This is a genomic window from Nocardia sp. NPDC060249 (genome assembly GCF_042728755.1).
Lineage (GTDB): Bacteria > Actinomycetota > Actinomycetes > Mycobacteriales > Mycobacteriaceae > Nocardia.
Genome location: NZ_JBHXAQ010000001.1, coordinates 215,318 through 239,934, shown reverse-complemented (window position 1 = coordinate 239,934; position 24,617 = coordinate 215,318). Strand labels below are relative to the sequence as shown.

The window sequence follows — 24,617 nt, the reverse complement described above, 5'->3', positions numbered from 1 at the left end:
CCCCATCTCCCGCCGGGCATCACCGGCGACCCGCCGAGAACGCCCCGATACGATGGAATTCCAGCACACCACCGATCGACCCAGGGGACCACGTTGTCGAGACGACACCTTGCCGGACGCACCCTGGCCGCCGCGGCCCTGCTCGTCACGATCCCGGTATCGGCGAGCTGTGCCGCCGACGCGGACACCGGCGCGAAGCCGACAGCCGTCGTTGCGCAGGAGATTTCCGCACCGCCCCCGCTGCCCAGCGCCGACGAGGTCGGGCACCTGATGCAACGGCTGCTCGACACCACCGTGTCCAACGCCGAGAAGCTCGAGCTGATCCAGGGCATCGGGAGCGATCCCGAACTCCCGAACCGGGTCGCCGACGCGCCCCGCCAGGGCGGCGCCACCATCGCGCTCACCATCACGGGTACCCGCACCGCACCGCCCGGCATGATCGCCGAGGGCACCGCCTCCATCAACAACAGCCCGCCGCAGCCGCTCATCGTGAACTTCGTCGTCGAGGACGGGAAGTGGAAGGTCGAAAAGGCCTGGTACTGCCAGATCGCGTTCTCGTTCATGGTCGCCTCCCCGGCGTGCCCGACCTGATCCGCGTGGGCACCGTCGATGTCGGCTGAGCGAACCGCTCCGGACCGCAACCGCATCTGTGTAGGAGCCGATCGACCCGAGAGGAGGCTCCGCGATGCGACATGCTCGACCCCGGATCGCGGGCCACTGTCTCACCTCGGCCCGGCGGGTAACACCGAGAAACCGCATCGTGGTGTGCCCGACGTCGGCCGATCAGGGGTGCCGGATGAGCACTGAGCCCTTGGACGAGTGGCTCGGCGCATCGTGGAGCGAGGTCCCCGAACGCCTGCGCCCCGCGGTGGTCGATCACATCTTCGGCGCCGACCTGGTCACCATGTCGAGCTACGCGGCGAGCAAGGCGCGCTACGTCCTGGATCGGCTCGACCCGGACATGCGCAGCGACTTCGAAGACGTCGCCCAGGACACCATGGTCGAACTGACCGCGACGTTGCCCACCGAGCGGATCCGGCACTGGAAAGCGTTGGTGCTCAAGAAGCTCCAGTGGCAGGTGCTGCAGGACCGGCGCAGTCGCACAGCCGAGAAGCGCCACCCCGGCCTGCGGGTCGACTACGAGTCGGCAGTGCTGGTGCTCGAGGATCACCGATGCGGCGACGCCGAGGACCGGCTCGCCGACCGTGCTGTTCTGCGGGACGCACTGGCCTCGATCACGCACGCGGAGACCGCGGCCGTGCTCCGCGCGACCTTCGTGATCGCCGCGGACGGCAGCTATACCGATGTGCAGACCACCGGTGAGGTGGCCGCAGACCTGCGGTTCAGCCAGGAAAAGGTCAAGCGATTACGGGCGGCAGGCGCCAAGTTGCTGCGCGAGGCGGTACGCGCGCAGCTCGACGCGCCGGACAACGAGGAGACAGCGTGATGGCGCCGGATCATGACGCGGACCGGTTGAGTCTGCCGGTCGACATCGACGTGCTGATCGCCTTCGCCGCGTCCGATAGTCCGGACGTCGACGCGGAGTCCGCCGCCGCGGGCGCGCGGATCGCCGAGCGGCTCTTACGCGGGGGCGCGGTGTCGAGCGGCACAGGCGCAATCGGTGACCTGGCTGCGCGCCGGGCCGTGATGACGGTGCCCGGCTGGTCCGTGCAGCCGCTCGCCGCGTCGTCGGACAGCGAGAAGACAGTGACTCGCACGGTGCAGAAGCAGCGAGACCGGGAGTGGGGGATCGAATTCACCCGCTCGCCCGCGGGCGCGGAGCAGACGCGAATCTCGGTGCACTCGTTCGGCGCTCGGGCCGTGGCGGGTGACATCGTGCAGGTCGCGGTGCGTCGCGGTGCCGAGCGCACCGAACTGCTCGTCGTCCTCTACGCCGATGACGACGGCACGCTCACCGGGCAGGCCGTCACCAGGGCGCTCACCATGTCCGAGGATCTGGAGATCTCGCTGTTGCCGGGTGCGGCACTCGACAGCACGCACGCGTCGGCGGTGACCGAGGCGGTGCGCTGTTCACTGACCGCCGGGCGCAACGCCTGGCGCCGGGTGGCCAAGGGCCTGCCCGCCGGCGATCCGGTACGGGCGGCGATCGTCGCCGGTTTGAGCTGATCATCACGCGAGGCACGGAACCCGGTTGCCGGACGTGTTCGTCCGGCAACCGGGTTCGGATACACCCCGGGAGGGCGCGCCGACAGACCGGCTGGAACCCCCCTGCGGCTCCACTCGGCGCGCGGCGGCGCGGCCGTCACTCCCAGGGCAGTAGTACTTCACCGACGCCGGCGCCGTGGTGGCGACAACGTCGGTGAAACCCCTCACCGACATTGATGCCGTGCGAGGGGCAAACGGTTCGCGGCGAACCGCTGCCGCGGTTTGACGCATCTATGTTCCGACGGCCGGTGACGGTGCCGGAGTGAGGAACACGGGGATGACACCTTCGAGGAACGACGCGGATCAGCGACGGAACTCCCTGATCGCCGCGCCCGCCTGCTGTCGACTCGACGAATCGAGCACCCCCCTCAGCGTGAGCACCGACTCAGCATTTGGACCGCGACCGAGGCATCACCGACCACGTGCGGATGTTCGGAATCGCTGTGACGCAGGCTGGTTCGTTCCGGTGATACCCCGCCGATCGGCATCCCGGCCAGCATGCGCAGCGCCAACCGCACGAACGCGACGTGCGTACGCAGAGCCCGCGGTGAACGGGCGACGGAGGCCACGGTGCACGTACCGGTCGGTGCGGGGATTCCCGCGAATCGATCGGTGAGCCAATCGAGAATCGCGGGCACGATGAGGAATTCGAGGGGCAGGTGTGAGCCTCGGCGCACGCGCAGGTAGCGCACCGTCGCCCCGGCCCGCTCGTATCGCCGCACGTGAGCGTCGATGTCGGCGACGGCGATCACCTCGTCGTTCACCCCCTGGACGACGAGCAGCGGTGCGGCGGGCGCGCGTGTACCGGGTTCGATGTCGGCGAGAATGCGGCGCAGGACGGGTTCGGCGAGCAACTCCCCCATGCCGCCCCGCAGATGCCGGGTGACATCGCGCCGAGCGAACCGCAGCAGCAGCGCGAAGGTGCTGCGCTCCTCGGCCTCACCGAGCAGACCGCGGTATCGCGCGTCGAGGTGATCGCGCAGCACCGGGCCGAGTTCGGGATAGGCCTGCCGCAACCCCGCGACGAACGCCGCGGGGAAACCGGCGAACCACCCGCCGTTGAGCCGAACGAACGCGGCGGCCGGGTCACCCACCGGTGAACCCGCCGCCGCACCGACGATATTCAGCTCCGGGGCGTACTCGGCGGCCAGTTCCGCGGCCCACGCCGTCGCCAACCCGCCACCCGAATAACCCCACAGGGCAACAGAAGTGGTGGGCGTCAAGGTCATCGGGGCGAAGTCGAGCGCGGCCCGAATCCCGTCCAGCGCACGGTAGCCGGGCTCACGCGCCGCCCCGAATCGGCCGCCCGCCCCTTCGTGATCGGGTACCGACACCGCCCAGCCCTGCTCCAGGGCCATCGCGATGATCGGCAGCTCGAGCGGCGCGATCGATCCGAGCGTCCACGCGCCCCGCCGTAACGCGTACGACGGAAAGCACTGCGGTGCGACAGCATCGATCGCGCACTGGAACGACACCAGCGGCCTGGGCCGCGCGGCAGCGCCCCACGGCAGCAGCACTGTCGTCACCGATACCTCCGGCGCACCGTCGAGATCGCAGGTGCGGTACAGCAATTGCCAGGCCGTGATCCGCTGCCGGATCACCCCGAACAGCGCGACGTCCACCGGCCGCGACCGCACCACCGACCCCGGCGCGAGCGCGTCGAAACCGGGCGGGGCGTCGTAGAACGGGTCATCGGGTGGGAGCAGCGGCGCGTCGTACCGGGGCGGCGCCGGGTCGTCGACGGTCATAGGCTGCCGCCGCCACCGAAGAACCAGGGGTTGAACGTGCAGGTCAAGGTGGAACCGCCTTCTGGATCGAGGGCACGCAGCGCCATCGAGGCGGCGCGCGGGGAATACATCATGGTCAGGTGGTCGGAGATGTCCTGCTCGCAACCGTCCTGCAGGACGATGTTGTCGACGGTCGCGTCCGGCCCTGGCCGCAGGAAGACGAGGTCGAGCGGATTCATCACCTCGTCGTAGCGAGAACCGACCACGGTGTAGGCGACGCCGGGCACGGTGTCGCCGGTGGCGTTGAGGGTGGTGTAGAACGACGAGCCGACGGCCTGTTCGACATTGGCCGCGCCGATGATCGGCCGATAGAAGCCCATGATGTCGATGCCGGCGTTGTTGATCATGCGGCCGAGGGTGGCGATTCCGAGCAGCGAGGTGCCGTGGTGGGTGGCGCCGAAGCTCACCAGCTTGCCGACCTTGCCCTGGCCGCCTTCGAACTTCAGGTAGTGATTGGCGATGGTGCCGCCCTGGGAATGGCCGACGATGTCGACCTGGTCCGACCCGGTCGCCGCGCGAACTCGCTCGATGAACGCGGCGACCTGGCGGGACGAGTCGACCATCGGGCCCACCCCGTAGCGGCCCGGCAGCACGGCGCCGAGTCCACCGGCCTCCAGCAGCGCGGACTTGCCGAAGTTCAGGGTGAACACGCAGTACCCGGCCTCGGCCAGGCGCGGGGAGAGGTAGGAGAAGGTGTCGTAGGCGTTGAGCCAGGTGCCGTGCAGCAGCACCACCGGGCGCGGATGCTGTGCCGAGGGCTTGCAGTCCCAGCGGTTGGCGCCGGGCGGCGCGGCGTCGGGGTGGAGCAGTCCGTAGGCGAAGGCGGGCAGGTAGGCCGACATCTCGGGGCCCTCGCCGACGGCGTCGGAGGCGCGGCTGCCTGCCGAACCCGAGCTGCTGCCCGAGGCGCTGCCGGTGTCGGCGATGGCGGTGGGGGTGCGGCCGTCGGCGGCGGCCACCGTGCCCGCGTTCATGTATTCGGCCAGCGAGGCGATCGTCGGCTCCAGGGTGGGAGCCGCGCCGGCCGGGCCCGAGGCTGCGGTCAGTGCCGCGGCGATGGCGATTCCGCACAGCGCGCGGCGAAGGGAATGCGTCGTTGCAATCATGGTTTCACTTCCGTAGATCCGCGTCGACGAACAGGCGGTTCGGACGCGCTCTGCGAATCTATGACCCAGGACACAGTGATGTCACTGCACCGGGCAACGAGAAACTCTGGACGGGATTGGCGCGGGAGCCAAGTTCTGTTCGTTTTCGATCGGATGGTCCACTACCGGGCTGTCGTCGGACACAATCGAGTCATGCTCGCCGAACACCCCGTTTCCGAACTCCCCGCGCTGCCCGCGCTGACCGCTCGTCTGCTGACGCGATGGCCACAGATCTCCGAGCGCATGCTCGCCGACGGTCTCGGCGCCAACGCGCCCGCCGAACTGCCCGACGGGCACTTCACCGCGGAAGTGCTGCCGACCATCTACGCGTGCGGGCGAGCCGTGCTCGAGGCGATCGGCGCCGACCGGGAGTTCACCTACGCCGAGGTCGCGGCCTTCGTCGCCCCGGTCGCCGAGCGTCACGCCGAGGACCGGCTGCCGTTGCCGATGCTGATCGGCGCGATCCACGGCTCGGCGCAGTCGGTGTTCGCGGAGGCGCTGTCGCTGGCTCTGCCCACCGAGACCGCGGAGATGGCGCGGGTCGGCAACCGTCTGCTCGATCTGCTGCGCCACATCAACATGACGGTCGTGGAGACCTACACCGAGGTCGAGCAGTCGATCTATCACGCCGAACGCGAGGCACGCCGGGAGCTGTGTTCGGCGCTGGTGCGCGGCCTGCCCGCCGAGGAACTCGCGGCCCGCGCCGACACGATCCTCGCCGACCAGTACACGGTGCTGGCGGTCCACCTGAGCGAGCCGCCGCGCGTGGGCACCGCGGCCAATCTGGTGACCCGGCGACGGATCCGGGTGCTGCAGCGCGCATTGGACGAACTCACCGGCACCACCACCCCGGCCACCTTCGACGGCGCTCACGGCATCGCGTTGCTGAGCCACAGTTCCGAAACCGATGTCCTCGTCGCGGCGAAGTTCGACGAACTCGCCGACCGCCTGCGCGCCCAGTTCGGCGTACCGGTGTATCTGGCCGAATTCTCCGGCGTCGGCCGTGACGCCATTCCGGCGGCGGCCAAGGACGCGACCGAACTGACCGAACTGGCGCGACTACGCGGCAAGCCCGGCGGCTGCTATCGACTCGACGACCTGCTGCTCGAGTATCAACTCACCCGGCCCGGCCCGGCCCGGGAACGTCTGGCGCAGCGGGTGATTCCGCTCTTGAGCAGTCCACACCTGATCGACGCCCTGGAAGCACATCTCGTGCACGGCGCCGACCGCAAAACAGCGTCACGACTTATTCACGTGCACCCGAATACTTTTACCTATCGCCTGCGCAGGATTGCCGAACTCACCGGCCTCGACCCGGCCGATCCGAAAGATTCACGCATGCTCGCCGCATCGCTCACGGTGTACCGACTGGATTCTCTGGAGAACGAAAAAACCCGCTATTCGACGTGTGCATCGAATAGCGGGTAATTCGTTTCCCGACAAGGAAAGTCTTACTTGTCAGCGCTCTTTACAGGTAGGCGCTGCACACGGGCCAGGCGCCGGGACCCTGCGCGGCCAGCACGTTCTCGGCCACGCGGATCTGCTCTTCACGGCTGGCGTTGTCGGCGGTACCCGCGCCACCGTAGGCCTCCCAGGTGCTCTGCGAGAACTGCAGGCCGCCGTAGTAGCCGTTACCGGTGTTGATGTTCCAGTTGCCTGTGCTCTCGCACTGCGCCACGGCGTCCCAGTTGTTCGCCGAGGCGGTTGCGGTGGTCAGACCGGCCGGAACGGCGATCATCGCGCCGGCAACAGCGGCAAGACCAAGGGCACGGGTGGTGAACTTGCGATTGAAAGACATAAAGTATTTCCTGCCTGCGCCCACCGACTCGGTGATGAAAACTTCCGCGTCCCTGCCCCTCAGTCATGTCGGGGATCCTCGAATCACGGGGCAGGCTTTCCGGCGTTCTGCGATTCGATTCGGCTCGGGTTGTTGTTCAAGCCGTGATCGAATGTAGCCGGTCTGCGACCTGAGATCACGTACCGATCACGGTGGTGTTTGTAGCGAGCATTGTCCAAACGAACACCGTTCACCCCTGGTCGACCGTAATAAATCCGTAATCACACTACTGTCGTTATAGCGCCGTAATGTGACGGGGCTCATAAGAAATCAGAGACCCCGGTCACGTTTCTTTTCCGGCAATTCGGGCAAGCAGACCCCGCCGAGTCAGGGGATGATGGGGAAAAGGAGACGCACATGAGCACCCGCCGGACCCTGTTCACCGTCATCGCCCTCGGCTCGGTCGCGGCCGTGACCGTGGGCCTCTTTCTCTTCCAGCCGTGGCGAGTGTTCACCACGGTCACCGTCGACGAGGCACCGATCGTCGCGGTGGACGGCGCGCCACCGCCGGTGATCGCCGAGGGCACCTTCGTCTCCCACGAGCACGACACCTCCGGTACCGCTCAGCTCCAGCGCACGTCAGAGGGCGCCATCGTGCTCCGGATCGTCGACCTGAACACCTCCGACGGGCCCGCCCTGCACGTCTGGCTCACCGATCAGCCGGTGATCGTCGACGACTGGCACAACTTCGACGACGGCAACCACATCGACCTCGGCTCCCTGAAAGGAAACGAGGGCAACCAGAACTACGAGCTGCCCGCCGGTACCGATCTGTCCACGGTGAAGTCGGTCAGCATCTGGTGCGAGCGCTTCCACGTGTCCTTCGGCGCCGCCACCCTCCTGCCGGCATAACCGCCCGCAGCGGGTGGGCGCGCGGATATGACGACCGGTCAGGCGAGCAAGCGACGCTCGGTGGCGACAGCGACCGCCGCCGCGCGGGTGTCGACGCCGAGCTTGTCGTAGATGCGGCCCAGATGCGTTTTCACGGTGGCCTCGCTGATGTGGAGGGCGCGCGCGATCTCGCGGTTGCCGAGGCCGTGGGCGAGTTGACCGAGGATGTCACGCTCACGAGCGGTGAGTGTGGGGCCCGGATTGCGCATCTTGGCCATCACCTTGGCGGCGACCGGCGCCGACAAGGCGGTCTGCCCGCTCGCGGCGGCGTGGATGGCGGCGAACAGTTCTTCCGGCCGCTCGGCCTTGAGCAGGTATCCGGTGGCGCCCGCCTCGATCGCGCGGGTGATGTCGGCGTCGGTGTCGTAGGTGGTGAGCACCAGGACGTGCGGGGTCGGCGCGGACTGGGCGGTGATCCGGCGGGTCGCTTCGACACCGTCCATGTCACTGCCGAGCTGCAGATCCATCAGCACCACGTCGGGATGCAGGCTCGCGGCCAGCGTGACCGCGGTCGGTCCGTCGGCAGCCTCGCCGACAACTTCGATACCGGGCGCGCTCGACAGCAGTGCGTGCAGTCCGGCGCGGACGACCGCGTGATCGTCACAGATCAACAGGCGCACGGTGGTGGTCACGTGCCGATGTTAGTGCGCGCGTTCCCCGACGATGCGAATCCCTTCGCGGGCTCGCACCGGATGTTTCGGGGCGGCGATCGCTTCAGTGGCCGGGGATCGCGTCGTCGATGATCCCGGGCGCGAGCGGAATCGCGGCGGAGAGCACCGTGCCGTCGCCGGCCGCGGATTCGATGGTGCAGGTGCCGCCGAGTTGGCGCACTCGCGCGCGAATCGCGGGCAGGCCGTGTCCGCGATGTTGTTCCGGGTCGGCCTGCGCGTCGGGGTCGAAGCCGCGTCCGTCGTCGGCGACGTCGAGCACGATCTGGTCGTCGAGGCAGGTCAGTGTGATGGTGGCGGTGGTGGCCGCCGCGTGTTCGCGCACATTGGCGAGCGCGCCCTGGGCGATGCGCAGCAGGGTGGCCTCGACCCGCTGGGGCAACGGGCCCGGCGCTCCTTCTATATGGCAGCGCACGGTCAGGGTGTCAGTGGTCTCTCGTTCGGCGAGTGCGGCCAGCGCGGCGGGCAGGGATCCACCCGCGGCGAGGTCGGCCGGGGCCAGATCGTGGACGAACCGGCGAGCCTCGGTGAGGTCACGTTCGGCGATGGCGGCGGCCGAACGTAGATGCGTGTGCGCGAGTTGCGGGTCGCTGTCCCACACCAGGTCGGCGGCTTGGAGCAACATGCGCTGGCTCGACAATCCCTGGGCCAGGGTGTCGTGGATCTCCATGGCCAGCCGTTGCCGTTCGGCCAGGGTGCCCGCCGTGCGTTCGGTGGCCGCCAGTTCCTGTCTGGTCCGCACCAGGTCGTCGATCAGCGCGGCCTGCCGTTCGGCCTGCCGGCGCATGCCGACGAACAGCGCCGTGGTGACCGCCGCCACCGCGGGCGGGGCGAGCACCAGATTCGGATCGAGCCAGCCGGCGATGCGCACCTGACTCGAGACCACCAGCGCGGTGAGTACCACGACCAGAATCACCGCGACCCGCTCCGACAGAATCCGCAGCCCGGTGTACACCAGTGGCACCGCGCACCAGGCGAAACTCGGCGCGAGCACCACCAGCACCGACCAGGTGAGCACCAGCATCGCGAACCACACCAGCCGACCCGACTGACGCAGCTCGCTCAGCGCGTACAGCACCGCGAGCACCACGGAGAGGACGACGATCAGCGGCGTCGACCGCGTCTCGCTGTGCCGGATCAGCCAGCGCATCAACGACGCGGCGAGCAGCACATAGAACGCGCTGTGGACGATGACGGCGAGCAAGCGTGTGTCATCTCGCTGGGCGCCGAGCAACTGAGCCATGTCATCCACCTGGGTTCTCGGCGGCTGCCGCCGCGGTTGCCGGCTTCTCGACCTCGATCTTGCCTCCCGCGAGCATTCTGGCGTCGCACCCTCCGGTCGGTCCGGGTCGAGGCGGCCGAGAAACAGCTCGACCTGGGCGAACTGTGATTCTTCCCGATGATCGCCCGCGGCGGGTCATCCGATCGGTTGACCCCGGTGTCGGCCGATCCGGCCGCGGAGTGCAGCCGGTACGCCGATCCCGGGGAGCCGCAGAGCGAACAGGATGGATATCAACAGGCCACGGCAGACCGCCGGCCGGCCGAGATCCGCACAGGAGCAGCCATGACCGCCAAGTCCACCACCCGCAACCGTCTCATCATCGCCGGCGCCACCGTCGGTGTCGTCGCCGCCGGTGTGGTCGGCGTGGTGACGGTCCAGGCGCAGGATCAGGACCCGGCGACGCGCACCCCGGTCGCGGTCAACGCCGCCGACGCCAACCTGGCCCAGTCGACGCACCTGTCGATCGCCGCCGCCACCAAAGCCGCGCAGACCGCCCTCGACGCCGCCGCCAAGGAGAACCAGCGGGTGAGCGTCGCGGTTGTCGATCGCAACGGCAATGTCATCGTCACCCTGCGCGGCGACGGCGCGGGCCCGCAGTCCTACGACGCCGCCCAGCAGAAGGCCTTCACCGCCGTCTCCTGGAACGCCCCCACCACCGAGCTGGCCAAGCGCCTCGAGTCGGCTCCCCATCTGGCCGATATCGACGGCACCCTCTTCCTCGGTGGCGGCGCGCCGGTGAAGTCCAACAACGCCCCGATCGCGGGCATCGGCGTGGCAGGCGCTCCGAGCGGCGACCTCGACGAGAAGTTCGCCCAGGCGGGCGTCGCGTCGCTCGGTAGCTGATCAGGATCTGCCGGTGTTCATTCGGTGCGGCGGGCGCGGGCCCGGCGTTTGCCCTCGTGCATCGCCTGCACCCGGGCGATCGGGATGGTGTGACCCTCGGCGATCAAGTCGGCCGGAAGTGCTTGCGGTGCGGGCATTTCCGTGGCCCACGGGTCGGCGTCACCGAGCAGGTTCGGCGCGGTGCGCAGGGTGAAGTCGGCGGGGGTCACCGAGTCGATGTCGTTCCAGCGCAACGGAAAGGACACCGGTACTCCCGGCCGGATGCGCGGGCTGTATGCCGCGATCACCGTCGCGCCACCGGCTCGCGTGGAGTCGAGGAAGACCTTGCCCGCGCGGTCCTCCCGGATGAACGCGGTGGTTGCGACGGTGGGGTCGATGCGCTCGGCCCTGGCCGCGACGGCCCGTGTCGCCGCCGCGGCGTCCTCGATCGCGACGCCGGGCTCGATCGGCACGTAGACGTGTAATCCCTTGGCGCCGCTGGTCTTCACCGCACCGGCGAGGCCGTCGGCTTCCAGCGCGGCCCTGATCAGATGCGCACCGGCGGCCGCGTCGCGAAACGTTTGTCCCGGTGAGGGATCCAGATCCAGCACCAGGTGCGTCGGTCCCGCGCTGTGGTCGACCGGCAGCAGCAGCGGGTGGTATTCCACCGCGCGCTGATTGCCGAACCACAGCAGCGTGCGCACGTCGTCGCCGAGCGCGTAGGTGACCTCGCGACGCGAACTCTCCGCCCACACCGTCGCGCGCGGAACCCACTCCGGGGTGTACTTCGGCAGGTTCTTCTGCATGAACGGCTCCTGCCCCGGCCGCACGCGCACCACCGACAGCGCCCGGCCCCGCAACACCCGAACGAGCCGCTCCCCCACGAACTCGAGATAGTCGACCAGATCCCGCTTGGTCGCCTCGGCCCCGTCGAACAAGGGCTGATCGAGATTGCTCATCTCCACCCCACCGCGCAGCTCTTTGCTGGTCATGGCCCCACTGTGCCCCGCCGCCAAGGGGCGGTCAACCGGGGCGACCACCCGTTTTGGTCGATGACCAGGTCGTCGGCTATCGTATGTTCCGCGCGGCTCACCCCGGTGAGCTGTAGTTCTGGCCCCGTCGTCTAGCGGCCTAGGACGCCGCCCTCTCAAGGCGGTAGCGCGGGTTCGAATCCCGTCGGGGCTACAGAGAGAACTCCTCGGTCATGTGACCGGGGAGTTTTTTTGTGCTCGCACCTTGTGCCCGGAGTGCAACACATTGACAGACGTTGCACAGTTCATACACTGTAGGAAACGGTGCATGGAGGTGACGTGATCGAGCAGACGGCGTTGGAGAAGCGACTCCAGGACGCCGCGGCGCGTCCCGATGCCGTGAGCGCGTTCCGCGCCGCCAGGGCCGTGTTCCTGGCCGGGCACCGACTCGAGATGAAGGAACTGGCCGTCGCGCTCGGGGTGAACCGGGCGACCCTGTTCCGATGGGTCGGCGGGCGCGACGAACTGCTCGCCGAGGTGATCTGGTCGGTCGCCGAGCCGACCTTGCGGCGTGCGGCCGCCGCGACGCCCGGTCGCGGCGCCTACCGCATCGCGACGATTCTGGGCGATTTCGCGCAGACCACGAATACCTCAGATGCCTTCCGCCAGTTCCTGTTGCGCGAACCCGAACGGGCGCTGCGACTGCTCACCACGCGCGCGGGGACGGTGCAGCACCGCATCGTCGCGATCGTGGAAGACCTACTCGCCGAAGAGATTTCGGCCGGTGCTCTCGATCCGCTGCTGCCGGTGTCCGAGTTGGCGCTGCTGCTGGTGCGGATCACCGAGACCTTCATCTACACCGATGTGATCAGCGGTGAGGAACCCGACGCGGCCAGAGTTGTCCGGGCGTCATTGGTTCTGCTGGGCGAACGGCCCGAACAGTAAGTCAGGTCAGCGAAAGGACACCATGAAGCGCTCCATCTTTACCGAGGACCACGACGCCTTCCGCGCGTCGGTCGCCGAGTTCGTCAAGCGCTCGATCGAGCCGAATGCCGAACGCTTCGTCGAGGAACGGGCGATCGACCGTGAAACCTGGCTCGCGGCAGGCGAACTGGGCTACCTCGGCCTCGGTGTGCCCGAGGAGTTCGGTGGCAGCGACGCGGGTGACTACCGGTTCAACGCGGTGTTCGGCGAGGAGCTGTCGAAGGCGGGCGCCGCGATCGCGTCCTCGTTCGGCATCCACTACGACGTGTGCGCGCCCTACATGGTCGAGCTCACCAACGATGAGCAGAAGCAGCGCTGGCTCCCGAAGTTCTGCACCGGCGAGATCATCACGGCCATCGGTATGACCGAGCCGTCGGGCGGTTCCGACCTGGCCGCGCTGAAGACCACCGCCGTGCGCGACGGTGACGACTGGATCGTCAACGGCTCGAAGACGTTCATCACCAACGGTTTCAACGCCGACCTGGTGATCGTCGCCGCCCGGACCAGCCCGGAGAAGAAGGCCAAGGGCATCACGCTGTTCGTCATCGAGACCGGGATGGACGGCTTCACCCGCGGACGCAAGCTCGACAAGGTCGGTCAGCCCGAATCCGATACCGCCGAGCTGTTCTTCGACAATGTCCGTGTCCCCGACGCCAACCGGCTCGGCGAAGTGGACCGTGGCTTCATCGCCATGATGGAGCGGTTGCCGCAGGAACGTATCGGCGCGGCGGTTTCCAACCTCGCGCACGCCGCCGCGATCCTGGACGAGACGCTGCAGTACGCCAAGGAGCGCAAGGCATTCGGGCAGCAGATCGGCAGCTTCCAGTACAACAAGTTCCTTTTCGCCGAACTGGTCACCAAGATCGAAGTGACACAGGCGTTCGTCGATCAGGGCATCGTCGCCCACGCCGCCGGTGAGCTGTCCGCGGTCGACGCGGCGAAGGCCAAGTGGTGGTCGGCGCAGGTGCAGAACGACGTGCTCGACGCGTGTGTGCAGCTGCACGGCGGGTACGGCTACATGCGCGAATACCGGGTCGCGCGGGCGTGGATGGACGCCAGGGTGACCAAGATCTGGGCGGGCTCCAACGAGATCATGAAGGAACTGATCGGCCGCGATCTGGGCCTGTAGGAGCGCAAGGAAAGCGTCGCGCCCGGCGAAACAACCACCGGGCGCGACGCGACGCCGGTCAGCTCAGGATGATCGGCAACGCGGCCAGATCGTTCTGCGTGAGCACCGGCAGGTTGCCGATCTCACTATCGGGTACGGCGAGGCGCAGCTGCGGGAAGCGGGCGAACAGCGCGGGCAGCGCGATCGCGGCTTCCAGCCGCGACAGCGCGGCGCCGGGGCAGATGTGCGGGCCGTACCCGAAGGCCAGGTGGCGGTTGGCGGTCGAGCGCGTCACGTCGAATTCGTCGGCGGTCTCGCCGTGCACCGCGGTGTCGCGGCCGACGGCACGGTAGGACATCACCACGCCCTCACCCTTGGCGATCACGGTGTCGCCGACGACGATGTCCTCGGTGGCGAAACGCATCAGCAGGTGCGAGACCGGGCCGTCCCAGCGCAGCGATTCCTCGATGACCTGCTTCCACTCCACGTCCCCGGCAAGGACTTTCGCCAGCTGCTCGGGTTCGGCGAGCAGCGCGCGCACGGTGTTGATGATCAGGCTGACGGTGGTCTCGTGGCCGGCGGCGACGAGAGCCTTGATGTTGCCGATCGCCTCTTCCTCGGTGAGCGGCTCGCCGCCCTCGTCGGCGGTGACGAACGCCGAGGTCAGATCGTCGGCCGGGTCCGCGATCTTCTGCCGGACCAGATCGGTGAAGTACACATCGAGGCCGTCGATCACCTCGAGGCGCTCGTCCTGCGGGGTCATCACCGAGAAGAACTTCTTGTACCACTCGAGCAGCTGCGCGTGGTCTTCGCGCGCGACGCCCATCAGGTCGCCGACCACGCGCATCGGCAGCGGGTAGGCGAAGACCTGCTTGAGGTCCACCGGAGCGCCGCCGGCACCGGCGGCCTCGAGATCGTCGAGCAGGTCGGCGGTCAGCTGTTCGATCACCGGACGTAGCTCTTCCAGCCGCCGCGGGGCCAGTGCCTGGGCTGTCTTGAGCCGCAACCGGCGGTGCTCGGCGCCGTCGACGCTGAACATCGAGCGGTCGACGAGGACCATCCCGATCAGCGGCCACTGGTTGGTCACCACGCCGTCGGCGTACAGCGACCACGCGTTGATGTCCTTGACCAGCCGGGTGTCGGTGGTGAGCTGACGCGCGACGGCGTGATCGGTGACCGTCCAGGCGGGCACGCCGAGCAGGTCGATCCGGGTGATCGGGCCGAGTGCTCGAAGTCGGGCGGTTTCCCCGTTGAGGTCACCGACCATGGGGTCGATGGCAAATGGGCATGGCGAACTCACGAGAAACCTCCGACGGGTCGAACTGGTGTGAAACGAACGGGCAGTGCGGTCATGCCCCGTAGGAAAGCCGAAGGTCGCCGGGTGAGCTGGTCGGTGGGCACGCCGAGGTCGACATCGGGAAGCCGGTCGAGCAGCACCTCGATTCCGGTCCTGGCGATGATCTCCGCGATCTGCTGCGCCGGGAAAGGGCAGCGGTACTCGCCGTAACTGAACGCGAAGTGGGCGTTGTTGCCGGTGGGTACCGAGCCGCCCTCGGTAAACGATTGGCGCACATGCGGATCGAGATTGGCGGCCGCGAGACCGAGCAGCAGGAGGTCGCCCGCCCGGATCGTCTTGTCGGCCAGACGGGTGTCGCGCGCGGCCCAGCGCCCCGCCAGAATCGAGGTGGGCCCCTCTTCCCAGAGCACCTCGTTCATGGCCTCGCCGACACTGCGCCTGCCGCCGCCGAGCGCGTTCGCGAACCGGTCGTCGGTGAGCATCAACCGCATGGAGCTGCCGAGCCAGTCAGCGGTGGTGAGGTGACCCGCGGCGGCGATCGCCATCAGGTCGTTCATGTATTCCTCGTCGGTGAACGGCTCGGGGTCGGCCAGCATCATCGAGGCCAGATCCCCCGCGGGGCGTGCCCTTTTCGCCGCGACCAGGCGCGCCATGTGTTCGGCGAAGCGTGCGTGCCCGGACTGGGCGTCGGCGCCACCGTCGGCGAGCTGTTTCATCGCCAGGGCGAGGTCCGCGGCATCGATGTCGGGTAGTCCGAGGATGCGCGCCAGAGCGAGCGCGGGCAGCGGCACCGCGAACTCGGCGATCAGGTCGGCGCTGCCGCGACCACAGAACCCGTCGACCAGGCGATCGGCCAGTTCCTCACAGGCTCTGCGCAATTCGAAATGATCGACCGCGTCCAGCGCCGGTTCCACCATCGCCAGGTGCCTGCGGTGCTCGGCGCCCGCGGTGAAGTAGATCGAGGGCATCGGGTGCCCGATCATCGGCAGCAGCGGCCAGTCCTCCGGGACCCGGCCCCACTGATTCCACAGGGACACATCGCGCGGGAACAGCAGCGGGTCGCTGGTCACCTGGTGCAGCTCGCGATAGCCGATGATCAGCCACGCCGGAAAACCGCCGGGCAGTTCGACCTCGACGACCGGGCCGTGGTCGCGGCGCATCCGCCGGTAGACCTCGTGCGGTTCGATGTGGAACTCGGGCCCGCTCAACGGCACCGCGCCGGTGATCGGGCAGGCGCCGGTCGGTGTGCTCATCAGACGGTTTCTCCCTGCGGAACAGCGGAATACAGGTGCTCGACGAGTGTGATCAGCACCTGCTTGCTCGATTCGCGCGAGCGCGCGTCACACATCACCAGCGGCACGGCCGGATCGAGATCGAGTGCGTCACGCACAGCCCCGGGCGAATGGGAATCGCCGAAGTCGTTGCAGGCGACCACGAACGGGGTGCCCTGATGTTCCAGCCGGTCGATCGCGTACCAGGAGTCGCTGATCCGGCGCTGATCGACCAGCACGATCGCGCCGAGCGCACCCGCGAACAGCCGGTCCCACAGGAACCAGAACCGTTGCTGCCCGGGAGCGCCGAACAGATACAGCACGTGTTCTTCGTCGAGGGTGATGCGGCCGAAGTCGAAGGCGACGGTGGTGGTCGACTTGCCGGGCACACCGCTGGTGTCGTCGACACCTTGCCCGACGTCGGTCATGGTGGCCTCGGTGTCGAGGGGCCGGATCTCGCTCACCGAGCGCACCAAGGTCGTTTTACCGACCCCGAATCCGCCGATCACCACGATCTTCAACCCGTGCATTGCCGTGCTGTGCAGCGGCGCTCGGGCGCGCTCGGGCACATTCTCAGAGCTTGCGAAGTCCAACGAGCACCTTCTCGAGGGTGGAAGCGTCCAGCGACATCGCCGCCGACAGCGGTGGGCGCACCGTGATCTTGCCCGCGGCCAGCAGGTCCGACAGCACGACCGTGGCCACCCCGACGGGCAGGCGCAGCTCGGCCGCGATCTCCACCACCGCGGTCGGCGCCCGGCACAGATCCAGGACCGCGGCCTGCTCCGAGGACATGCCCGGGGTGGGCGCGGACTCGCTGACCACGAGGGTGACCAGGTCGAAGTCCTCGGTCGCGGGGGCGCGGCCGCCGGTCAGCGTATAGAAACGGTCGGGATCGTCGTCGCGACCTGCCCTGGTCACTCGATCGCTCCGCGTCTGGGTTGGGCAGCCAGATGCTCGCCGAGCTGTTCGACCAGCTCGTGCATGGTGTGGCCGACCAGACCGGCGTCGGCGTCCTCGGCGGCGACCACCGCCAAGTGCGCGCCGCGCCCCGCCTCGACCACGAACAGGATGCCGCCGTAGAACTCGGTCATCGACTGGCGAACCCCGCCACGCCCGTCACCGAACTCCACGGATGCCCCGTGCGACAGGCTCTGGAATCCGGCGGCGATGGCGGCCAGCTGATCGGCGCGGTCCACATCGAGTTCCGGTGTGTGGCAGATCTTGAGCCCGTCACCGGACAGCAGCAGGGCGTGCCTGGCGCGCGGGGTGCGGGCGAGCAGCTTCTCGAGCAGCCAGCCGAGGTTCGCGGGGGCGGTGGTGGTCATCGGTCCTCCATGGGGTCGGGAGCCGCGGCGGCGCTGCCCGGTTCGTGGCTTGTGGTGGTGCGGCCCGGCGCGGAGCGCTGGAAGGCACCGAGGGCGGTGGGCTTGGCCGGTGCCGCCTTGGCGGCGGGTGCGGCGGCGAGGCCTTCGGGGTGGACCTGAGCCAGGGTGTCGCCCCGGCGACGTTTCGGCAGTGTGGGCGAGGCCGGGATCACGCTGTCGTTCTCCGGTCGCGCGTGCTGGCCCACGGGTTCGCTGAAATCCATGGTGCCGGTGTCGGTTCTGCGCGGGATCGGACTGTCGAACTGGCTCAGCGTGGCCGGTTCGGCGAAGCGCGGCGCAGCCACCACATTGCGGCTGCGGCGTTCGGCGCGGGCGGTGAGCTCGCGCGGGATGACGACGACGACCGCGGTGCCGCCGATCGCCGACGGCCGATACGACACGGTGAGTTCGTGTTTGCGCGCCAGATGCCCGACCACCGCCAGGCCGAGCCGGGTACCCGACAGCGAAGCCAGGTCGACGCCCTTGCCTTTGTGATCGCGCCCGCTGACGGCGGCCTCGGCCCGGCGCAGCGCGGAATCGCTCATGATCAGGCCGCTGTCCTCGATCGTGATCACCACGCCCGCGGGCACTTCGGCGGCGTAGACGTGCACCTCGGTGGTGGGCGGCGAGAAGTTGCAGGCATTGTCGAGGAGTTCGGCCAGTGTGTGCATCACGCCTTCGGCGGCGTGCCCGGCGATGCCGACCTCGGCGATCGCCCGCAGCCGTACCCGCTGATACCCGGCGACGCGGCCCATCGCGCCGCGCAGAATCGATTCCATCGCGATCGGTTTCGCCCAGCGGCGGCCGGTGCGCGCACCGGACAGGACCGCGATGCTGTCGGCCAGGCGGCCCGCCTGGGCGGTGCGGTGGTCGATGTGGAGCAGGTCGGTGAGTACGCGCGGGTCGGCGTGGCGGTGCTCCATCTCCCGCAGCTCGGCCAGCATCGAGGTGGTCATCGCCTGGATGCGGCCCGCCGCACCGGCGAAGGCGGCCAGCGCCGCCGCACCCCGGCGGGAGTTCTCCTGGGCTTCCCAGGCGTACGCGGCGGTGTGCTCGTCGGCCTGGGTCAGGCGCGCGCTCGCCTCGGCCACGGTGGCGGCCAGTTGCTGTTCGGCCTGCTGTGCGGCGGCCAGACTCGCCCGCGCCTGCGCGCGTTGACGCAGCGCGAACCACACCGCGGGGCAACCGATCAGTGCCGCGGCCACCGCCGCGGCGAGCACCGGGATGCCGATGGCCTGCGGCGTGAACACCGCGGTCACGGCGGCGATCACCACCACCGCCACGCCGGCGCCGAGTACCACAGATCCGGCGCTGCCGCCGGAAGCCTTCGGCGCAGCTACTGTCTGTGCCATCGGCAGTACTTCCGCAGTACTCACAGGCCCCCTGCCATAGTGGTCGATCAAACACGCAGCAAGGCAGCCTGTTTCGAAGTCGGAGTCGAGCATATCGAGCCCCCGCCCGACCTGCCACTCGACCGATCAGGGTTCACCGGCCGTTGGGGTACGGGTCAGCATCCGGCCTGGTCACCCCAGGTGGGACGAGACGGCGATCACGTGGCGAGAGCCGGTGCGATGACCGTTGCCATGGCTCGATAGCCGGAATCATTGGGATGCAGGTGATCACCGCTGTCGAACGCGTCGGCGAGGCGGGTGCGATCACCGGGAGTGGCCAGCGCCTGTTCGAGATCGACCACCTTGTCGAAGGCGCCCGAATCCCGAATCCAAGTGTTCACCTCGGCGCGCAACCGCTCCCGCTCGGGCGAGTAGTAGGCCGACCCGGCGAACGGCAGAATGGTCGCGCCGACGATGCGCACCCCCGCCGCTCGCGCCTGCGCGATCAACGCGCGGTATCCGGTGATGAGCTGGTCCGCCGAAACCGGCGGGAACACAACCCCGTCCGGACCCGCGCTGTCCGACAGGCCGATGTCGTTGATTCCGATCAGGACGACGGCGGTGCCGACGCCCGGTTGGTCGAGAACGTCGCGACGGAACCGAGCCAGCGCGCTGTCACCGAGCACCGTCGAGTCGGTGAGCAGTCTGTTGCCGCTGATTCCAGCGTTGACCACCGGGCCGTGGTGGCCGACCGCCGCGAGCTGGTCGGGGTAGCGCTGGTCGGCGTCGAGGGTGGAGCGGTAGCCGTCGGTGATCGAATCGCCGAAGGCCACCGTGACGTCGCCGGTGCTCGACCGCAGCGTCTCGATACCCGCCACGTAGTACCAGGACTGCGAGGTTTCGGTGAACGGCGCCGCCGACGGGTCGGCGGCGTGATCGCCGTGCGCTCGGTAGCTGGTGGCCAGCGACTGGCCGTGCTGGGTCGCGGGTCCGGTGGGTCGGTCGAAGTAGAGAGTGACCGCGATCGATGCCCCCACGGTGCGCACGGCGTCGCTGACCACTTCGGCCCCCGGCGCGATCACGAAGGTGGACTGCCCACCAACGCTCAACTCCCGCACCGATTCCGGGGCGACCGCCGCTCCACCCGCGCTGGCGGCCACCGTCGCCGCTGACACCGGCAGGGGATAGTCACCGAAGCGATTCGACAACCGAACCCGGACTTGCGACCCCTCCTTCGACAGGCGAAACACCTGTCGCACAGTCTGATCGGCGAAACCCATCGCGGACCAGTTCTGGTAGACCGGGTACTGCACAGCGGTCGTCCAGGCACTCGACCACGAAGTCTCGGTGTCGCGAGCCCCGAACACCACCAGGACCAGCGCGGCCACGGCAGCGATGGGTACGGCGATCCACCGTAGTCGCACCGTCAACGCAGCGACCATGTCGTGCCGAAAGGCGTGAGGGCGTCGAGCACGCGGGGTCGCGCACACTTCATCACTGCACTGGGTTCCGTCTCGTCAGGAAGTAGGAAGGTGATTCTGGAAGACGAGGCGACTACTTCCGCGCGAGCCCTCGCCGCCGGGCGTGGCGAGGGCGCCTTCGAACGCGAATTCGGCACGGCGCCGGGCCGTTACCGCGACGCCGACCGAGGTCCTGACAGCGGGCGTGCCGAATCTCAGTCGAGCACGGCCGTGGCCTCGACCTCGACGAGCAGATCCGGCTCACCGAGCGCGGCCACCCCGATCAACGTGATCGGCTTGACCGGATCCACTCCGAGCTTCGCCGCCGCCCTGGCGACACCTTCACCGAGCAGCGGGTACTTCTCCGCACTCCAATCGACGACATAGATCGTCAGCTTCGCGACATCGTCGAACGAGCCACCGATCGCCGCCAGCGCGGTACCGATATTGAGGTAGGCCTGCTCCACCTGCGCCGCGAAGTCCCCGGCGCCGACCGGATTCCCCGCACCGTCCCGAGCAACCTGCCCCGCCAGGAACACCAGCCGCGACCCGGTCGCGATCGAGAGTTGCCGATACACCTCCGGCTTGGGCAGCCCGTCCGGATTCACCAGTTCCACCGTCATACCGATAACATAACATTGATATGTAATCTGAGGCCATGGCAAGGACGAAGAATCCCGCGGTGCGGTCGATGCTGATCGACCGGGCGGCGCAGCTGCTGCGCGAACGACAGCCGGTCACCCTGCGCGGCCTTGTCGCGGGTACCGAGGTGTCGACGATGGCCGTCTACACCTATTTCGACGGAATGGACGGGCTGTGGCGCGCGGTCAGACAGGAGGGGTTCACCCGACTGGCGGCGCGGCTGGCGGGCGTGCCGGTCACCGCGGATCCCGTGCACGATCTGGCCGCACTCGGCAGCGCCTACCTCTCCAATGCCCTGGCCAATCCCGATCTCTACCGGGTGATGTTCGACGCCGGCTTCGCGCTCGAAGACGCGAAAGCCGCCGATGCCACCCTGGATCGTCTGGTTCGGGCGGCCGACTCGGCCAGGTCGATCGGACGGTTCGAGGCCGATATCGATCCGCTGGTTCTGGCCACACAGAGCTGGACCATCGGACACGGGCTGGCAGGTCTGGTCGCGACCGGGCCGCTGCCGGCGGCCGCGCTGAGCTACGGAATTCCCCTGCTCACAGCATTGTTCGTGGGAGCCGGTGATGATCCGCAACGCTGCGCGCGGTCGGTGGCATCGGGCTGGAGCGTCAGCTGATCTGGGCTACAGCGGCTGTCGTCGCCTCGGCGACGAGGTCGTTGGCGGGTTCGGCGTTCTGATCCGGCTTGGTGGTGAGGACGGCGAGGACCAGGGGCGCGCGGTGGGGCGGCCAGGCGATGGCTACGTCGAGAGCGGAGCCGTACGCCGGGGTGCCGGTTTTGTCGCCGACGATCCAGTCCGTGGGCAGACCCGCCTTGATGCGTTCGGCGCCGGTCTTGCTCGCCTTCAGCCAGGTGGCGAGCTGGGCGCGTTCGGGTTCGGGGAGGGCGGTGCCGACGACGAGAGCACGGTAGTTCGCGACCAGCGCGGCGGCGGTGGTGGTATCGCGTTCGTCGCCGGGGATCGCGGTGTTGAGTTCGGGCTCCCACCGGTCGAGACGGGACACGGTGTCGCCGAGGGTGCGCAGGAAGGCCGTGAATCCCGCTGGGCCGCCGAGCAATCGGAGCAGCATGTTGCCCGCGGTGTTGTCGGACAAAGTGATCGCCGCATCGCAGAGCGCGGTGACGGTCATGCCGGTGTCGAGGTGTTTCTCCGTCTCCGGCGAGTTCACGACGATGTCGGCCGCGGTGTAGCGGATGACCTGATCGAAATAGCCGGTGGACAGCGGATGTGCTTGCAGGAGAGCGCCGCACGCCACACCCTTGAAGGTCGAGGCCATCGGGAAGCGTTCTCCTGCCCGGTAGTCGACCGTCGCTCCGCTTCCGGTGTCGGCCACCGCGAGGCCGAGTCGGGCACCGTATTTCGCCTCCAGGTCGGCGAATGTCGCGGTGGCGGGCACAGTGGCCGACGTACTCGGTGCCGGTGCGATGTCGTTGCTCGAGCAGGCGGTGCACGTCACGGCCGAGATCGCCAGCGCGACGGCGGCGATCCTGGTGCGGAGGCGGGGCATCGATAGGGAGGAAGTCACCGGTGCACGCAATCATCGCGGGCCGGTTCGAAGCCAATATCGGACAGCGGGCTGGACGAGTCGCACCTGATATCACCGCAGGTGGACAGCGGTAAGGCGACATGGATGACCGATCCCCACCAGCTCGTCACCGCAGATCGACCGAGTCGCGGCAAGAGCGCTGGTTCAATGGCCGATATGGATCTGATCCGCCATCTCCGGTTCTTCGTCTCTGTCGCGGACGAGGGCCACTTCGGGCGGGCAGCAGCGGCGCTCGACATGACCCAACCTCCGCTGTCGCAGGGGTTGCGCCGCCTCGAACAACATCTCGACGTCGAACTCATTCGCCGCACCAGCCAGGGCGCGCTGCTCACCACCGCGGGCAAGCAGCTGTTGCCGCGTGCCCGGCTGCTCGTCGACGACGCCGACCGATTGCTCGCCGAATCACAGCGGATCGCCCAGCTCAGCGGAACCGTGCGGTTCGCGGCGACGACCGCACTGCCCGATCGTCTGGTCGCCGCGTGTGTCACGGGCTTGCGTGCCGCGGGTGGCAGCGTGGCGACGACACTGGCCACGACCGTCGATCTCGTCGCGCAGGTGCGCGCGGGCGTGTGCGATGTGGCGGTGATCGAACATCCGGCGCTGGTCGACGGGGTGGAGGCCGGTCCGGTGGTGAGGTTGCCGCGCTGGTTGGTGGTGCCCGCCGAGCACCGCACCACCACCGCCGAACGACCGACCTTCCCGATGCTCGCCGGACTGAACTTCGCGCATCCACCGCGCGCCGCGAACCCGCCCGCCTTCGACAGCATCAGCGATCTGCTGCGCGAACGTGGACTGGACGCACCGCCGCTCGCGGCTCCCGACGATCGCGCGGTGTTGGCCGCGGTGGCCGCGGGCACGAGTTTCGGCGTCACCACCACCTCGCCGACGCCGACGCCGGGGGTGGCGTGGCTCACGGTGGCACCGCAGTCGATTGCCGTGCGGGTCAGGGTGATTCGCCGAGCGGACGCGGGAACGCAGGCCGACGCCCTGGATCGGGTGCTGTACCGGGAGCGGCTGCGATGAGCGTGTTCGACGCGGCCACCGCACACGGCGATCGCGGCATGCCGGAATCGGCGAGCGCCCGGATCCGTGCCGTGTTCGCCGACGCGGGCTGCGTCGGCTGGTTGCATGCCCGGCGCTGCGATGGATCCTCCGGCGAGGTCTGCGTCGGTGGGCACGACCGCGTGGTGATCGCGTCGGTCTACAAACTGCTGCTGTTGGCAGCGTTCTTGCGACAAGTCGACCACGGCCTGATCGACCCCGCGGGCCGGCTCACCATCGACCCCGCCGACTGCACTCCGGGTCCCACCGGCCTTGCGGCACTGCATGACCCGGTCACGCTGAGCCGCCGCGATCTGGCGACATCGATGATGACCGTGTCCGACAATGCCGCCGCCGACGTCCTGCTCGGCGAGGTCGGGCTCGCCGCGGTGAGCGAGCTCGTGCACGAGCTCGCCCTGCCGGAGACCCGGATCGTCGGCGGCACGGCCGACCAGCACCGCAGTCTGGTCCGCGATACCGATACCCACAGCACCGCAGAAGCTTTCGCGGTACTGGCGGACAACGACGAGGCATGGACCGTCTCCGCCTACGACCCCTCCTACGCCAGCGCGACCACCCCCGAGGAGATGACCCGGTTCCTGTGGAAGCTGTGGTCGGGCGACATACTGTCCACGGCCGGTAGGGAATTCGCGCGCGCGGTGATGAGCAAGCAGATCTGGCCGCACCGCATCGCCGCCGGATTCCCCCATCGCGGAGTGCTCGTCGCGGGAAAGACCGGCACCATCGGAGTGATCCGCAACGAAGTCGCCGTCATCGAGTTCCCCGGCGAAACACCGGTAGCGGTGGCGGTGTTCACCCGCGCCGCCCGCGCGGATCCGATGCTGCCGGTGGTCGACGCCGCGATCGGCGAGGCGGCCCGGATCGCCGTCACCGAACTGCGCCGCCCGCGCTGAGGTGACAACTACCTGACAACCATGGCTAGCATCGTCGTTTGTGGGTGGAGATTCTTCCGGCTTCGGCCGAGTGCGGAAAA

The 24,617-nt window shown here is 68.6% G+C and carries 25 protein-coding genes, 1 tRNA gene and 1 pseudogene; 12 read left to right on the top strand and 15 right to left on the bottom strand.

The annotated features are described in order from the left end of the window. The first annotated feature begins 93 nt into the window (after window positions 1–93). The 3 genes from ACFWFP_RS01120 (at window position 94) to ACFWFP_RS01110 (ending at window position 2,127) form a co-directional block, all read left to right on the top strand. Window positions 94–591, top strand: coding sequence for a hypothetical protein (locus ACFWFP_RS01120; protein WP_379292505.1), 498 nt, complete (start codon window positions 94–96; stop codon window positions 589–591). Window positions 592–796: 205 nt separating this feature from the next. Beyond that, complete coding sequence (locus tag ACFWFP_RS01115; protein WP_379292503.1) at window positions 797–1,447, top strand: hypothetical protein; 651 nt, start codon at window positions 797–799, stop codon at window positions 1,445–1,447. After that, window positions 1,447–2,127, top strand: a complete 681-nt coding sequence (locus tag ACFWFP_RS01110) for a hypothetical protein (RefSeq protein ID WP_379292501.1) — start codon at window positions 1,447–1,449, stop codon at window positions 2,125–2,127. Before ACFWFP_RS01115 ends, ACFWFP_RS01110 begins: the two co-directional genes overlap by 1 nt. A 407-nt stretch (window positions 2,128–2,534) precedes the next feature. Here the strand turns inward: ACFWFP_RS01110 and ACFWFP_RS01105 are convergent, their stop codons facing one another. Continuing rightward, complete coding sequence (locus ACFWFP_RS01105) at window positions 2,535–3,914, bottom strand: lipase family protein (protein WP_379292500.1); 1,380 nt, start codon at window positions 3,912–3,914, stop codon at window positions 2,535–2,537. Beyond that, window positions 3,911–5,059, bottom strand: coding sequence for an esterase/lipase family protein (locus tag ACFWFP_RS01100; protein ID WP_379292499.1), 1,149 nt, complete (start codon window positions 5,057–5,059; stop codon window positions 3,911–3,913). Before ACFWFP_RS01100 ends, ACFWFP_RS01105 begins: the two co-directional genes overlap by 4 nt. A gap of 192 nt (window positions 5,060–5,251) precedes the next feature. Here ACFWFP_RS01100 and ACFWFP_RS01095 point away from each other — a divergent pair, with 192 nt between their 5' ends. After that, a complete protein-coding gene (locus ACFWFP_RS01095) occupies window positions 5,252–6,526 on the top strand; it encodes a PucR family transcriptional regulator (RefSeq protein WP_379292498.1) in 1,275 nt (424 codons plus the stop codon). Window positions 6,527–6,569: 43 nt separating this feature from the next. On the opposite strand, the pseudogene ACFWFP_RS01090 reads toward ACFWFP_RS01095, so the two are convergent. After that, window positions 6,570–6,896: pseudogene (locus tag ACFWFP_RS01090) on the bottom strand (transglycosylase family protein); the annotation flags it as partial. Window positions 6,897–7,292: 396 nt separating this feature from the next. On the opposite strand from ACFWFP_RS01090, the gene ACFWFP_RS01085 reads away from it, so the two are divergent. Then, a complete protein-coding gene (locus tag ACFWFP_RS01085; protein ID WP_379292497.1) occupies window positions 7,293–7,787 on the top strand; it encodes a DM13 domain-containing protein in 495 nt (164 codons plus the stop codon). 38 nt (window positions 7,788–7,825) lie between these two features. On the opposite strand, the gene ACFWFP_RS01080 is transcribed toward ACFWFP_RS01085, so the two are convergent. After that, window positions 7,826–8,458, bottom strand: a complete 633-nt coding sequence (locus ACFWFP_RS01080; RefSeq protein ID WP_379292496.1) for a response regulator — start codon at window positions 8,456–8,458, stop codon at window positions 7,826–7,828. A gap of 82 nt (window positions 8,459–8,540) precedes the next feature. Next, window positions 8,541–9,737, bottom strand: coding sequence for a sensor histidine kinase (locus ACFWFP_RS01075; protein ID WP_379292495.1), 1,197 nt, complete (start codon window positions 9,735–9,737; stop codon window positions 8,541–8,543). Between the two features lie 321 nt (window positions 9,738–10,058). Between ACFWFP_RS01075 and ACFWFP_RS01070 the strand changes: the two genes are divergently transcribed. Further along, entirely contained in the window at window positions 10,059–10,619 is a 561-nt protein-coding gene (locus ACFWFP_RS01070) for a heme-binding protein (protein ID WP_379292494.1), read from the top strand. A gap of 17 nt (window positions 10,620–10,636) precedes the next feature. Here the strand turns inward: ACFWFP_RS01070 and ACFWFP_RS01065 are convergent, their stop codons facing one another. Further along, window positions 10,637–11,590, bottom strand: a complete 954-nt coding sequence (locus tag ACFWFP_RS01065) for a DNA polymerase domain-containing protein (RefSeq protein WP_379292493.1) — start codon at window positions 11,588–11,590, stop codon at window positions 10,637–10,639. Between the two features lie 120 nt (window positions 11,591–11,710). Here ACFWFP_RS01065 and ACFWFP_RS01060 point away from each other — a divergent pair. The 3 genes from ACFWFP_RS01060 (at window position 11,711) to ACFWFP_RS01050 (ending at window position 13,682) form a co-directional block, all read left to right on the top strand. Further along, window positions 11,711–11,783 (top strand) — tRNA-Glu (locus tag ACFWFP_RS01060). A 125-nt stretch (window positions 11,784–11,908) separates the two neighbouring features. Next, a complete protein-coding gene (locus ACFWFP_RS01055; protein ID WP_379292492.1) occupies window positions 11,909–12,514 on the top strand; it encodes a QsdR family transcriptional regulator in 606 nt (201 codons plus the stop codon). 22 nt (window positions 12,515–12,536) lie between these two features. Continuing rightward, on the top strand, window positions 12,537–13,682 hold the full coding sequence (locus ACFWFP_RS01050) for an acyl-CoA dehydrogenase family protein (protein WP_379292491.1): 1,146 nt from the start codon (window positions 12,537–12,539) through the stop codon (window positions 13,680–13,682). Between the two features lie 58 nt (window positions 13,683–13,740). On the opposite strand, the gene ACFWFP_RS01045 is transcribed toward ACFWFP_RS01050, so the two are convergent. The 8 genes from ACFWFP_RS01045 to ACFWFP_RS01010 all read right to left on the bottom strand — a co-directional run bounded on the left by ACFWFP_RS01045 (window position 13,741) and on the right by ACFWFP_RS01010 (window position 21,007). After that, window positions 13,741–14,928 carry a cytochrome P450 gene (locus ACFWFP_RS01045; RefSeq protein WP_379292490.1) on the bottom strand — a complete coding sequence of 396 codons (1,188 nt, stop codon included), beginning with the start codon at window positions 14,926–14,928 and terminating at the stop codon, window positions 13,741–13,743. A 29-nt stretch (window positions 14,929–14,957) separates the two neighbouring features. Then, the gene (locus tag ACFWFP_RS01040; RefSeq protein WP_379292489.1) at window positions 14,958–16,211 is read right to left on the bottom strand and encodes a cytochrome P450; all 1,254 of its coding nucleotides are present in this window, start codon (window positions 16,209–16,211) and stop codon (window positions 14,958–14,960) included. Beyond that, the gene (locus ACFWFP_RS01035; protein WP_379293714.1) at window positions 16,211–16,759 is read right to left on the bottom strand and encodes an ATP/GTP-binding protein; all 549 of its coding nucleotides are present in this window, start codon (window positions 16,757–16,759) and stop codon (window positions 16,211–16,213) included. Before ACFWFP_RS01035 ends, ACFWFP_RS01040 begins: the two co-directional genes overlap by 1 nt. Before the next feature lie 43 nt (window positions 16,760–16,802). Continuing rightward, a complete protein-coding gene (locus ACFWFP_RS01030; RefSeq protein ID WP_379292488.1) occupies window positions 16,803–17,147 on the bottom strand; it encodes a DUF742 domain-containing protein in 345 nt (114 codons plus the stop codon). Continuing rightward, window positions 17,144–17,554 carry a roadblock/LC7 domain-containing protein gene (locus ACFWFP_RS01025; protein WP_101466218.1) on the bottom strand — a complete coding sequence of 137 codons (411 nt, stop codon included), beginning with the start codon at window positions 17,552–17,554 and terminating at the stop codon, window positions 17,144–17,146. Before ACFWFP_RS01025 ends, ACFWFP_RS01030 begins: the two co-directional genes overlap by 4 nt. Then, window positions 17,551–18,945, bottom strand: a complete 1,395-nt coding sequence (locus tag ACFWFP_RS01020) for a sensor histidine kinase (protein WP_379292487.1) — start codon at window positions 18,943–18,945, stop codon at window positions 17,551–17,553. Before ACFWFP_RS01020 ends, ACFWFP_RS01025 begins: the two co-directional genes overlap by 4 nt. Before the next feature lie 197 nt (window positions 18,946–19,142). Continuing rightward, the gene (locus tag ACFWFP_RS01015; protein ID WP_379293713.1) at window positions 19,143–20,348 is read right to left on the bottom strand and encodes an SGNH/GDSL hydrolase family protein; all 1,206 of its coding nucleotides are present in this window, start codon (window positions 20,346–20,348) and stop codon (window positions 19,143–19,145) included. Window positions 20,349–20,599: 251 nt separating this feature from the next. Continuing rightward, a complete protein-coding gene (locus tag ACFWFP_RS01010; RefSeq protein WP_056812467.1) occupies window positions 20,600–21,007 on the bottom strand; it encodes a RidA family protein in 408 nt (135 codons plus the stop codon). A 35-nt stretch (window positions 21,008–21,042) separates the two neighbouring features. On the opposite strand from ACFWFP_RS01010, the gene ACFWFP_RS01005 reads away from it, so the two are divergent. Further along, window positions 21,043–21,651: a TetR/AcrR family transcriptional regulator gene (locus tag ACFWFP_RS01005; protein ID WP_379292486.1), complete on the top strand. Its 609-nt coding sequence runs from the start codon at window positions 21,043–21,045 to the stop codon at window positions 21,649–21,651. Here ACFWFP_RS01005 and bla read toward each other — a convergent pair. Further along, window positions 21,644–22,561 carry a class A beta-lactamase gene (bla, locus tag ACFWFP_RS01000; RefSeq protein WP_379292485.1) on the bottom strand — a complete coding sequence of 306 codons (918 nt, stop codon included), beginning with the start codon at window positions 22,559–22,561 and terminating at the stop codon, window positions 21,644–21,646. The two genes, ACFWFP_RS01005 and bla, sit on opposite strands and share 8 nt — an antisense overlap. Window positions 22,562–22,729: 168 nt before the next feature. Here bla and ACFWFP_RS00995 point away from each other — a divergent pair, with 168 nt between their 5' ends. Further along, window positions 22,730–23,605, top strand: a complete 876-nt coding sequence (locus ACFWFP_RS00995; RefSeq protein ID WP_379293712.1) for a LysR family transcriptional regulator — start codon at window positions 22,730–22,732, stop codon at window positions 23,603–23,605. Window positions 23,606–23,643: 38 nt separating this feature from the next. Then, window positions 23,644–24,537 carry a serine hydrolase gene (locus tag ACFWFP_RS00990; RefSeq protein ID WP_379293711.1) on the top strand — a complete coding sequence of 298 codons (894 nt, stop codon included), beginning with the start codon at window positions 23,644–23,646 and terminating at the stop codon, window positions 24,535–24,537. Window positions 24,538–24,617: the final 80 nt, after the last annotated feature.

Bases quoted from the DNA above. Each gene is read 5' to 3' on its own strand.
- ACFWFP_RS01040 (WP_379292489.1), bottom strand. From the start codon at position 16,211: ATGAGCACACCGACCGGCGCCTGCCCGATCACCGGCGCGGTGCCGTTG.
- ACFWFP_RS01115 (WP_379292503.1), top strand. From the start codon at position 797: ATGAGCACTGAGCCCTTGGACGAGTGGCTCGGCGCATCGTGGAGCGAG.
- ACFWFP_RS01010 (WP_056812467.1), bottom strand. From the start codon at position 21,007: ATGACGGTGGAACTGGTGAATCCGGACGGGCTGCCCAAGCCGGAGGTG.
- ACFWFP_RS01105 (WP_379292500.1), bottom strand. From the start codon at position 3,914: ATGACCGTCGACGACCCGGCGCCGCCCCGGTACGACGCGCCGCTGCTC.
- ACFWFP_RS01085 (WP_379292497.1), top strand. From the start codon at position 7,293: ATGAGCACCCGCCGGACCCTGTTCACCGTCATCGCCCTCGGCTCGGTC.
- ACFWFP_RS01045 (WP_379292490.1), bottom strand. From the start codon at position 14,928: ATGGTCGGTGACCTCAACGGGGAAACCGCCCGACTTCGAGCACTCGGC.
- ACFWFP_RS01065 (WP_379292493.1), bottom strand. From the start codon at position 11,590: ATGACCAGCAAAGAGCTGCGCGGTGGGGTGGAGATGAGCAATCTCGAT.
- ACFWFP_RS01035 (WP_379293714.1), bottom strand. From the start codon at position 16,759: ATGCACGGGTTGAAGATCGTGGTGATCGGCGGATTCGGGGTCGGTAAA.
- ACFWFP_RS01100 (WP_379292499.1), bottom strand. From the start codon at position 5,059: ATGATTGCAACGACGCATTCCCTTCGCCGCGCGCTGTGCGGAATCGCC.
- ACFWFP_RS01110 (WP_379292501.1), top strand. From the start codon at position 1,447: ATGGCGCCGGATCATGACGCGGACCGGTTGAGTCTGCCGGTCGACATC.
- ACFWFP_RS01050 (WP_379292491.1), top strand. From the start codon at position 12,537: ATGAAGCGCTCCATCTTTACCGAGGACCACGACGCCTTCCGCGCGTCG.
- ACFWFP_RS00990 (WP_379293711.1), top strand. From the start codon at position 23,644: ATGCCGGAATCGGCGAGCGCCCGGATCCGTGCCGTGTTCGCCGACGCG.
- ACFWFP_RS00995 (WP_379293712.1), top strand. From the start codon at position 22,730: ATGGCCGATATGGATCTGATCCGCCATCTCCGGTTCTTCGTCTCTGTC.
- ACFWFP_RS01075 (WP_379292495.1), bottom strand. From the start codon at position 9,737: ATGGCTCAGTTGCTCGGCGCCCAGCGAGATGACACACGCTTGCTCGCC.
- ACFWFP_RS01025 (WP_101466218.1), bottom strand. From the start codon at position 17,554: ATGACCACCACCGCCCCCGCGAACCTCGGCTGGCTGCTCGAGAAGCTG.
- ACFWFP_RS01020 (WP_379292487.1), bottom strand. From the start codon at position 18,945: ATGGCACAGACAGTAGCTGCGCCGAAGGCTTCCGGCGGCAGCGCCGGA.
- ACFWFP_RS01070 (WP_379292494.1), top strand. From the start codon at position 10,059: ATGACCGCCAAGTCCACCACCCGCAACCGTCTCATCATCGCCGGCGCC.
- ACFWFP_RS01005 (WP_379292486.1), top strand. From the start codon at position 21,043: ATGGCAAGGACGAAGAATCCCGCGGTGCGGTCGATGCTGATCGACCGG.
- ACFWFP_RS01095 (WP_379292498.1), top strand. From the start codon at position 5,252: ATGCTCGCCGAACACCCCGTTTCCGAACTCCCCGCGCTGCCCGCGCTG.